Source organism: Caulobacter sp. HMWF025 (assembly GCF_003060965.1).
In the GTDB taxonomy this organism is placed as follows: Bacteria; Pseudomonadota; Alphaproteobacteria; order Caulobacterales; family Caulobacteraceae; genus Caulobacter.
In genome coordinates this window covers 1-1,380 of sequence record NZ_QAII01000008.1, presented here as the reverse complement: position 1 = coordinate 1,380, position 1,380 = coordinate 1, and the positions used below count along the sequence as shown (strand labels likewise).

The following is a 1,380-nucleotide window of genomic DNA, read 5'->3' as shown; positions in this document are numbered from 1 at the left end:
CTGAAGCACAGTTGCCGACGCGCGGTTCGGGCGGGTTTGGCGGCGGTATCCCCGGTGCCGGAGGCGGCGTTGGCGGACATGGCGGTCACGGTGGCAGTAGCGCCAGCTACCAGAATGGCGGCGGCGGCGGTGCCGGCGGCGGTGGCGGCGGCCTGGCGGCGGGCGGCAACATCTTCGTCGCCGAAGGGGGCGCGCTGACCATCGGAGGCAGCAATCTGATCCTGCCTGGCAGGGTGACGGGCGGTTCCGGTGGGGCCGGCGGAGCGGGCGCTCAGGGCTACCGCGACGGCAAGGACGGCGATGCCGGTGCGGCGGGTTCGGCCTGGGGCAGCGGAATCTATCTCCAGGGCACCCAAAACATCACCTTCTCGCCCGGCCTCGGTCAGACGCAGATCATCGCTGGAGCCATTGACGATGCGGCCGGTCAGCACGCCGGGTCTGGCGTCGGATCGGTGAGCATGAAGGGCGACGGGCTGCTGATCCTGAGCGCGGCCAACAGCTTCACGGGCGGACTGAAGCTCTATGGTGGAACAACGGAACTGGCAGCCGCAGGTGCCGCGGGCCTGGCGGGCACCGGATCTTTCGCGAAGATCGACTTCGTCGGCGTCGCAGCCCTGAAAGTCGACTCCGCTGCCCTGGTCTCGACGGGCGTTGTCAGCACCAGCGGCTCCGTCAGCTACAGTTTCGGCGGAGAGCTGGTCAATTTCGCGGGCGGCGACTCCGTCATTTTCAGCAGTCTGTCCGCCGCCGGGGCCTCCTATACCTACGTCCCCGGCAATCACATTCTGGCCATCCACAGCGGCGGCAAGGACGTGGTGCTCAGGCTGAGCGGCTTCAGCGCCGAGAGCTTCACCCTGTCGGCGAACAGCAGCGGCAACCTGGTCATCACGGGGGCCATGGCCACCGTGAACGACCTGAACGCCGCGATCGTCAACGCGAATGCGATGCCCGCCAACAGCGGCGTCATCCATATCAACCTGACCTCGAACATATATCTGTCCAACAACGCACTGCAGGCGATCAATCTGAAGCCAGGCGTGACCCTGAACATCGATGGCGGCAACTATGTCATCGATGGCCAGTCGAAGCAGCGGGGCCTGTTCGTCTACTCAGGCGAGGTCACGATCGAGAACCTGACGATCCAGAACATGGTCGCCAAGGGCGGCGCGGGCAGCGGCGCGGGGGCCGGCCTGGGCGGTGGTCTGTTCGTGGCCAATGACAGCGCCCACGGGGCGGCACCCGGGGTGGTCACCCTGACCAATGTCAATTTCGCGGGCAACAGTGCGATCGGCGGCAGCGCCACCGCCGGAATGAACCAGGGCGGCGGCGGCGGCATGGGCGGCGACGGCGGTAACGGCAGCGACTTCTACGGCGCAGGGG

The 1,380-nt window shown here is 67.3% G+C and carries 1 protein-coding gene; it reads left to right on the top strand.

Features of this window, described 5'->3' with window-relative positions; all coding sequences use genetic code 11:
• On the top strand, positions 1 to 1,380 hold a 1,380-nt coding region (locus tag DBR10_RS00980), incomplete at both ends, for a pectate lyase-like adhesive domain-containing protein (protein WP_335582540.1).